Consider the following 9,517-nt stretch of genomic DNA (forward strand, 5'->3'; position numbering starts at 1 on the left):
ACCCGGCTGCAGCACCGAGGCACCCAGCATCGACCCACTGCCTCCGGCGTAGGGCGCCGCGGCGTGTTCTTGTCCGCTCCCTTGCGTCATGAGTTGCGCCTCCCATGGCGATCGTAGAAGGTCCGCGTGCGGAATCGAGTCGAAATATCCCGACAAATCAGCGTCGACCGTCTGCTTTTGCAACCGAGCCAGCCTTTCGGCCACCGCGGCCTCGCCAACCGCGGAGGGCGTCTCGTCAGCCCTGGCGAACGCTGGCCCGGCAGGCGCCGCCGGCACAGAACGAGCAGGGTCACGCAACTCGGACGGTGAGGGGGGATTCAGATCAACCACTGACGAATCCGGCGCATGATGATGGCGCGCCATTGAGTGATCCGGCTGCAGCACCGAGGCACCCAGCATCGACCCACTGCCTCCGGCGTACGGCGCCGCGGCGTGTTCTTGTCCGCTCCTGAGTTGCGCCTCCCATGGCGATGTATCCACATGATGGGTGGGGGCCTGCATCAGCACGCGAGCGCCTGAATTGCCGATCTCGCTCAGCTGCTTAGCTTTCCCAGGGAGATACTCTGGCCGACCCAATGCCTTCTGCGGCCCGCTGTGCTGCGCAGCGGCGTCCCCAATGGCACGAGCCTCCATGCCGACTGCGTCTTCCGGACGAGCAGCAAGGGCAATTTCGCGCCCGAGTGCGGCGTACGGCGGGAACTTCCGGAGATGAGCTAGTGCACTGATCCACCGGTTGCCACTGGAGTCCAAATAACGCCTGGCATCTTCATCCAGCGACCCCTCGTAAAGCCGAGCCGCAATCCCCGGCCTGTTGTTTTCATGCAGGTATTGACTGAAACGTCTAAGAGTAGCCGCATAGTCCTGAGTGGTTTTGGGATTCGGCCCGGTCGCAGGCTCTGCCTCGTACTTTTTGATGAGAGCCGCTTTGTAATCTCTGATGAGCTCGGCGTCGACAGGGTCGGGATTCAGGGCAGCGCGGCCCACCATTGGCGCTCCGCCCGCCGACTCTTTGAGACGACCCAGTGCTCTAGCCACGTTCGAGGAGCCACTCTCGCGCTGGTACTCCTTGAGATCCTGATCCAGCAACGGATCGTCAAGCCGAGCAGCAAATCCCGGCTTGTTATTATCAAAGAGCCAACGACCAAAGCCGAGAAGAGAATTTACATGGTCCGTGACCGTGCGCTCCCCGACCTTACCGGCATAGAGTGCTGACCGCAGCCCTTCGACAACGGTCGCATCGTTGGAATAAAGAGGACGCTTGTCGCGACCGGAGACCACTACTGGAGGATCTGGCTGCACCGCCGCCGGCATAGAACGAGCATGGTCACGCAACTCGAACGGTGCGGGGGGATTCAGATCAACCACTGACGAATCCGGCGCATGATGATGGCGTGTTTCCCCGGGAATAACGTCCCGTACGAACACCGAGTCTGGGTTGCCTTGGTCCGGCGCGACTGGAGCCAGGGCTCTGTCGTGCAACGCTCGCGCTGACTGGCCGAGCCGCTTGATCCGCTGGTGAAACGTCCCAACGGGGCTTTCCTTAACCGCGTCTCGCGCCTGTCGGTCCATGAGTTCAAAGTTCGTGAGATAATTTGCCGTTCCAGATGTATCGTCACCCATGAGTCGGGTTTGTAGTGCCTGCCGATTGACGACGAGGTTGTTGAGGTTCAGGTCTGGCAGGTCTGGCAGGTCTGGCTGCCATCTTTGCAATCGCCCAACCAGCGCCCGCGTGCCGTCCACCACGTAGACTCCGCAATCCCACTCGTTGCTCTGCTGGGCGATGCGGGGTAAGTCCACGCGGGTCTCCAGGCTGGCGCCCAGCCTTTCTGCGAGGTGTTTTGCAAGCTTGTCATGCCATCCGCTGACGGAGTCATAATGATAGGCAACCGGCCGTTCCCGGTCGCTGCGATCAACGAACAGCAGCGACCAATGTTTGCCGCGCTCCGCAAGAGTCTTACCGCCATCGCTCACTGGCACGAACAGGAAGTCGGCTGTGTCGTTACCGTTCTGATTATGGACGATGCGCTGGAATGCGCTTAGCTTGTCGCTCTCGGAGCCCAAGCGCAGATGATAATTGGCTACGAGGGGATCCACGAACCGCGTCCGGGCGGCGAGATCTGGATTGTTCCCCTGCAACTCCTGCTCCAGGAGCTGGTAATCCCTGTGGATATGTTCGTCGCCTAGCAATTGCAATGCGCCGAGCACCCGCCCGCTGGGGTCGCCGAAAACACCAAAAAACCCTTCGACCGCGGGGGACATCCCCTCAGGAAAGAGCTCTGGCGAGGCGGAATTCCCCGCCCGCAAGCTGGGCGGAGCGAATTCCGGTGGCCTCAGTGGCACCTCCTCGCTTGGTAGCAGGTTGCTCCTGTCCTGTGCAGCGATCCGCTCGTCCGGCGCGCGCTGGTCGCCGTCGCGCCAGATCAGGGGACGAAAGGACTCTGCGGGATCCGAGGCTTGGTGATGGTGCCCAGTTGGTACGAAAGACGATGGCAGAACAGCGGCGTCTTCATTAGCTTCCCCAGGGAGCTTCTCTGGCCGACCCAATGCCTTCTGCGGCCCGCTGTGCTGCGCAGCGGCGTCCCCAATGGCACGAGCCTCCATGCCGACTGCGTCTTCCGGACGAGCAGCAAGGGCAATTTCGCGCCCGAGTGCGGCGGACGGCAGGAACTTCCGGAGTTGAGCTAGTGCAATGATCCTCCGGTCACCACTGGAGTCCTTATAGCGCTTGGCATCTTCATCCAGCGACTCCTCGTGAAGCCGAGCCGCAATCCCCGGCTTTTTGTTTTTATGCAGGTATTCACTGAAACGTCTAAGAGTAGCTCCATAGTCGTGAATGGTTTGGCGATTCGGCCCGGTCGCAGGCGCTCCCTTGTACTCTTTGATGAGAGCCGCTTTGTAATCTCTGATGAGCGCGGCGTCGGCAGGGTCGGGATTCAGGACAGCGCGGCCCACCATTGGCACTCCGCCCGCCGACTCTCTGAGACGACGCAGTGCCACAGCCACAGTCGAGGAGCCACCACTGCTCTCGTACTCCTTGAGATCTTCATCCAGCGACTTCTCGTGAAGCCGAGCAGCAAATCCCGGCTTGTTATTTTTAAAGAGCCAACGACCAAAGCCGTAAAGAGAATTTACATGGCGCTTGACCGTTTCCTCCTTGGCCTTACCCGCGTAGAGTGACCTCAGCCCTTCGACAACGGTCGCATCGTTGGAATAAAGAGGACGCTTGCAGCCGCGACCGTCGGAGACCACTACTGGAGGATCTGGCTGCACCGCCGCCGGCACGGGGGAACGAGCATGGTCACGCAACTCGAACGGTGCGGAAGGATTCAGATCACCCACTGACGAATCCGGCGCATGATGATGGCGCGCCGTTGAGTGACCCGGCTGCAGCACCGAGGCACCTAGCATCGACCCACTGCCTCCGGCGTACGGCGCCGCGGCGTGTTCTTGTCCGCTCCCTTGCATCATGGGCTGCGCTTCCCATGGGGCCGCGCCTTCGATGAGGCTCAGGTCTCCCTGAGACGGATGAGGATGGAACGGGTCTGGCAGAGCCGGAACGGCGGGGGCGGGAATTTGGGCAGCGGCTTGGCGCGCCTCGCCCGAGCGCTGCTCAAAGCCCTCTTGCCCGGCCTGTGCCGCTTGCTCTTGAGATGCCGGGGGCTGCACCTGCCGCCAACCTGTTACATTGGATAGGTCAAATTTGTGCCGGTTCACGCTAGCCTCACGTCCACAGATCAGCTGAGCAACCTACTCGGGCATACTTACGAGAAGCTGACGAGGTCCGCGGTCCCGGAGCGGGTAGGCCTAATTTTCTGCGCGCCGATTGCGCTGGCGCGACGTAGCCCAGCCTTTTGCCAGCTCGGCAGCTACGGCTCGCAAAGAGCGTCGTAAGGCTTGCGGAGCCGCCCCTCAGCTCCCGTCGAGGAGCAATCCACAATTCACATATTTGGAGATGGCTCGCTGGTTTACCGGTCTGCGAGCCCTGCAAGCCCATGCTTCAGATGCCGCCCGTGCAGAGGTATTTCATTTCGAGGTAGTCCTCGAGGCAATGGCGGGAACCCTCCCGCCCGATGCCGGACTGCTTCACTCGGCCGAAAGGCGCGGCTTCCGACGACATGCGTCCCGTGTTCATACCACTATGCCATATTCCAAGGCCTCGGCGACACGCCAAACACGCTTCCGTTTGAGGCACAAATGTGGGGGAAGGCCGTAGATCGTGTCGTTGGCCTCATGCACGACCTATCCGCATCGTCGAAGCAATCACAGGCGCCAGCCGCCCGAATGTCTCTTTCTTGCGCGATGGTCATCTCGCTGGAGACAGGACCGATAGTTCGACGTGCCATTCGCGCGATGCGTTTGCCCCCGCATCGAATTCTGCGGCCTTTCGCGACGGCATGGGATTCGATTTTGGCCAGAGCCTGCCTGTCGATCAGCGCACCGATCGCCACTCCGGAGCAAAGCCCTCGCCAACGATAAGTGGCGGACTTTCTCCACGAACTCTCGACAAACACCTTCGTGAACGCCTGACTGGACGGGGGTAGCCATGCCGAACAGGTCGCATAACCACGCCATCGTTCGGCGACTGCAGCCGCGAAGCGTCTCGAACACATCGGCTCGATGCGGTTGCGTCCAGAATGCATCAGCGAGCGGCGGGAGTCTTCGCTATATTCGCCCCCGACATCCCGAAGTCCACCAGCTTGCCTGCCAAAAAGGGGTGTTGCATGAATAAACCCGCTTTCGTCGCCGTCAGCCGCGTGCCCAGGAAGGACGACAGTCTCCATAGCAAGAATGCGAGATGATCATCGTATTCAGCGGCAGCGTGCCGGCGAAATTGGGTTTTCGGCAAGCCAAATAGCGCGATGCAGAAGGATGGTGAGGATTTCGCGTCCGCCACTGCGATGCATAGAGCCACCCTTCGCAACCGACCAGCGCAACAAAGCTCGTTATGCGGCGCGTAGGTTCGTAGACGCTTATCCAGTATCGAGATAACAAGGCCGCTGCGCAGGAACGAACTCTGAGAGCGCACCCTGCGAGAGGTTGCGCTTGCTGACGCGGCTGTGGAAGAAGCAGGGGCTCGCGCCGAAGCGCATGATCACCGACTAGCTTCGCTCGTATGGAGCGGCAAAGCGACAGATGATGCCGGACGTCGAGCACCGGTCGCACAAGGGGTTGAACAACAGAGCGGAGAATTCCCATGTGCCGCCGCGAAAACGGGAGCGGATGATGCAGGGGTCCGATCGCCGGGAGGCCTGCAACGCTTCGTCTCGACCTTGTCAGCCCTCCGCAACCTCTTCGTCCCCCGCCCCAAACGTTCTGCTCTCGCCATACATGTTCATCGCTTGCAAGCCATCGCCGAATGGAAGGCCGTGACTGGAACGCCCGCAACGATGGATTGCTAACGGCGAACTCATGCTGGTCGGCAAGGCGATACTGGCTGGAGCATCAACTCGGCCGACGAGAGTGGCCACACCATCCTAGACAGGATCGGCCGATATGCCCGGCATCGCCGCTCTGCAAAAAGCACAGCGGGCATCCAGACGTTGCCGGGTTGACTATGGGTGTCCGAACCGCGAAAAGAGGCCGCTCTTTATGAGTGGCGTGCGCTGGCAGTCTAACCCCAAGCCCCCCGCCCGGGCTGCCGGCGCGCTTCTAGGAACATCGAGGTAGATGACGAGACTCCGAACTACATTTCCAAAGCTATCGGTGGATTCACATTTCAAGCCCAATCGATTTCCTACAGCCAGGCGCGAACGTTCGATTGGAACGTTCAGAATTCACATCAAGGTGCACCGCTGTTGCGTCCCGAACAGGTGCGGCTGCTCAATGACGAGTACGAAATCGTTCTCATCAAGGTCTGCCACCATTAAAATTGAGGAAGGTGCGATATTTTTCGGATCGCATTCTGAAACGCATCTTTGAAAGCCAGACAGGCGCCCTCCCGGAGCCGACGCCCTTGACGAAAGCAGACGGGGGGCTCTCCACAGAATCAACTCGATGAGCCGCTGCGTGGATTGGCGCAGGACTTTGACGATACAGTTTGATGTGAGGCTAGTATGAACCCGCGAAATAGTAATCCATCCCGTGTAACAGCTTTGTCGCAGGTGCAGGACGCCGGCTTGGAAGACGGGCAAGCGGTCCAGGCCCGGCGAGTGGGCTTTGAGCAACACGTGTCCGAGGCGCTCCGGCCGCTGTTCGATGGTCGAGCTGACGAGCCGCCTACCGGTCCAGAGGAGCTTCTGCGACTGGAACAGGGGTTTCGCGAGGTGCTTCAGCGAGGGCAGGATCATCAAGCCGCCTCGTCTTTTTTCAGCGATCCAAGGATGCCCGCTGGACGGGATGACCCCAAGGGAAGCGTGTCGGACGCTTTCGCAGCAGCCGGCTCTAGGCACGCCGGAGTTGAGGCCGCCGCCTCGCCAGTGTTAGCTGCCAGCCAACAGCAGATCCGGCCCTCGCCAGTTGCGTTTGACCGACCGGTATCATCCTCGGCTGCTGCAGGCGTGCGCTTGTATGCCCCTTCGATGATCTCTCGGAAGACCAGTTCCGAAAACTGCGATCAGTTGCCCGCCTTGTGCTGCCGCCTCGCCGTCGAGGTCGAAACGCCCGCGAATCAATGGAAGGTCAGCGGGCCATGGGGGCAGAGTGCAACGGTGTCTACACCGCCTATTTGAGGGGAGAGGTACACTTGGCTTTCCTGTTCCAGCAGCATCCGGCCGCACACCGACGCGATGGGGAGCTAGAATTCAAATCGGACCTTCGCAAGGCACGCACCGCGGATCAAACGCCGTTCGTTTGGGAAAAATGGCTCAGTACCGACAAAGCTTCTGTAATGGCCCTAGTGGCCTCGGTTGCGCTCTTGGTCGCGATACAGTGGCAAGACCCCCAGATCAACGAGGCGGTCCTAAGCGAACTGCGGACGATTCAGATCAACTACGCATTGCTCCAGCGAGACGTCGCCCGCGCCGACATGGTATTGGACTTCCGTTCCGTTGCTTCTACCGGGCAAGCATTAAAAAGGAACCTTCAAAACTACCAACGCCTTGTTGAGATTTCGCCCAATGAGAGCTCCGGGGTGCACTCCAGGTTGCTTGCACAGCTCAAAAAGTCCCTCGAAAACACAGAAGCTGCCATCTCGGCCTCGGCCGCGCAAAATGAGCTTCTGCAAAGCTCTCTCGTACGCTTTGCTCGCTCGGCTAATCGCCTTCGGGGGGGAGTGTCGAACAGGCCTGAATTTTCCAATCTGATCCTTCAATTTTCGGCCAGACCGGGATTCAGCCTCGCATTACAAATCGATCAGTCTCTCGGCCGACTTCCTCCTAGCCAGGACCAAGTCACGGAGGATGTGGCCCGCGAGGGCCGCGCTATCCTGTCCTCAATGTTGAGGTTGGACCGCGCTGTCAATCGGATCCCATCCTTCGACACGTTCGCCAAGGCTGCCGAATTGGAGCGAGAACATCTGAAAGCCTACAGCTTCGCCAGCGCGCAAGCGCAGCGTACACGACTTTTCTTTGGCTTGGTGTCCATATGCCTCTGCTTGTTTGCGACCATTCGAGCCTCCACGCTGCATGTGCGGACGAACCGGTTGGAAAGGCGGTTAGAGCTTGAAGCGGCAATGAGTGAGATCGAAGCTTGCTTCATCGACAGTCAAGCAACGAAGGCTTCGCGGCGCTTCTCCACCGAAGCAGCGCTTAGACTCATTCAATGCGTTTTCGATGCGGATCAATGCGCGCTTGCTCTGGTGGATCCGAGTATCAGCAGGAATACCGAGTACTTTGTCGCGAACAAGCGCATGCGCGTCTGGAACGCCACGCTAATCCATGAAGTCGTCTCACTTGTACACCCGGAACAGCCAGTGTTTCGCGTCGTTCCGGCGTCGGAAGTGGTTCGGACTGCCGTAGGCACTACCGGTGTTTGTCAAATTGTTGGGTGCAGGGCCTCCGATCAGCAGACTGCGGTTTGTATCCTTGTTTTTGAAGGAGATCGCTCACCACCCTCCACAGACGACCTCCTGGTTCTGGCGAGCGCTACTGTGCGTTTAGGCAACCATCTTGAAATGCAACGTGTACACACGGAACGTAACCTTTTTGAGAGTCGATGGGAGCATGCGGAAAGGCTGACGGCTGTCGGCACAATCGCAAGCGGCGTTACACATGAATTCAATAATGTTCTAGGAGCAATAGTCGGCTACGCAGAGATGGCTAAAGGTCTTGTGCGCCGCCCCTCGAGAATTCGGGGCCACATCGGCCAAATTATCTTGGCCAGCAACCGAGCCAAGCTGATTATTGATCAAATTTTGTCACTAAGCCGAAATCGGAAGCGCGTGACGATGCCTTTCGACGTCTCGGAGAGTGTAATGGATCTCGCGCCATTGCTGCGGGTTACACTTCGTGCGGATGTTCAGTTGAACTTCAAGATCAACGAGTGGCAAACGGTGATCGAGGGCAGCCCGACCGAGATACAGCAGATCCTTATGAATCTATGCAAGAACGCGTCGGAGGCTCTCTTGAATGAGGGCCGTGTCGAGATTAGCGTTTCTCGCGCTCACGTCTGTCAAACGAAGCCCGTGGCTAAGGGCACCTTGAAACCGGGAGATTACGTTCTCCTCTCCATCAGCGACGATGGCCAAGGAATCGCAAGTTCGGTGCTTCCGCACATCTTTGAGCCCTTTTTTACCACGCGCTCTCGCGTCGGCGGGACCGGACTGGGTCTTGCTGCAGTGGACCGCCATGTGAGCGCGCTCGCAGGATGCCTTGACGTCACCTCGGCTGTTGGCCGAGGTACACGCTTCGATCTCTACTTACCGGCCTGCGCTGAGGAGCAGGTCAGAGCTGATAGCGCTTCCGGTCCATACGATGGATCACTTGGCAATGGAGAAATCATTGCAGTCGTGGAGCCCGATCCAGCAGCGTTGGAGATCTACAACGATAAGATCGCCGCGCTTGGTTATAAGCCTGTCGGCTTCGCGACCTTCGAAAGTCTTTGCGACTGGATCGAGAGCGGGAAGGCAGCCGACCTCCTAATTTTCGATCAAGCGACTTTCCTCGGGCCAGGACAGCCCGAAGCCGTACGTACCACCCTGATGACGGTGCCCATCATCGTCGTTGGTGGAAGCGACCCCATGCCGATCACATCTGGTAATCAGACCTTCGTCCTTTGGCTAGCCAAACCGGTCTCGTCCAGGACGATGGAGCATGCAATTCGTAGGATGATAATGGCATGATGCCGCCGACGCGCTCAGGCTACCGAGCTACCGAGGCAATCGGAGGCGGAGCCGGCTGGGATCTAGCAAATACAAGAGCGTCGGACGATCTCTGCGCACCCGGCTCATGGCGAGTTCCCCTCGAACACTGTCGTCGGCTTCCGCCCAAGGAAGGGCTCCCCGACCACGGCAAACCTGCCGCCGTGCCGCCAGCTACACCACGCCGCGGGACACGATCCACTATTCCGTCCTTGGCCAGCATCGCCAAACGCTCATCTGAACCGCGAAGACGGATCGGATCAGATCCGTGGGCGACACAGA

General features: G+C 59.4%; 2 protein-coding genes and 3 pseudogenes. 3 read left to right on the forward strand and 2 right to left on the reverse strand.

The window, feature by feature from the left end; all coding sequences use genetic code 11:
* Both NKJ32_RS34580 and NKJ32_RS35685 read right to left on the reverse strand, forming a co-directional pair.
* Positions 1 to 3,714 (reverse strand): Ulp1 family isopeptidase (locus NKJ32_RS34580; protein WP_352830382.1); only part of this gene is annotated, 3,714 nt, incomplete at its 3' end.
* Positions 3,715 to 3,997: 283 nt separating this feature from the next.
* Positions 3,998 to 4,533 (reverse strand): annotated as a pseudogene (locus NKJ32_RS35685) (aldehyde dehydrogenase family protein); the annotation flags it as partial.
* Between the two features lie 507 nt (positions 4,534 to 5,040).
* On the opposite strand from NKJ32_RS35685, the pseudogene NKJ32_RS34590 reads away from it, so the two are divergent.
* From NKJ32_RS34590 to NKJ32_RS34600, 3 genes and pseudogenes are all read left to right on the forward strand, one after another.
* Positions 5,041 to 5,399: pseudogene (locus tag NKJ32_RS34590) on the forward strand (DDE-type integrase/transposase/recombinase); the annotation flags it as partial.
* Positions 5,400 to 5,666: 267 nt separating this feature from the next.
* A pseudogene (locus NKJ32_RS34595) lies at positions 5,667 to 6,041 on the forward strand (type IV secretory system conjugative DNA transfer family protein); the annotation flags it as partial.
* 641 nt (positions 6,042 to 6,682) lie between these two features.
* The gene (locus tag NKJ32_RS34600) at positions 6,683 to 9,217 is read left to right on the forward strand and encodes a two-component system VirA-like sensor kinase (protein ID WP_352830385.1); all 2,535 of its coding nucleotides are present in this window, start codon (positions 6,683 to 6,685) and stop codon (positions 9,215 to 9,217) included.
* Positions 9,218 to 9,517 lie beyond the last annotated feature (300 nt).

This window comes from Mesorhizobium sp. M0159, assembly GCF_040322295.1.
Classification (GTDB): domain Bacteria; phylum Pseudomonadota; class Alphaproteobacteria; order Rhizobiales; family Rhizobiaceae; genus Mesorhizobium.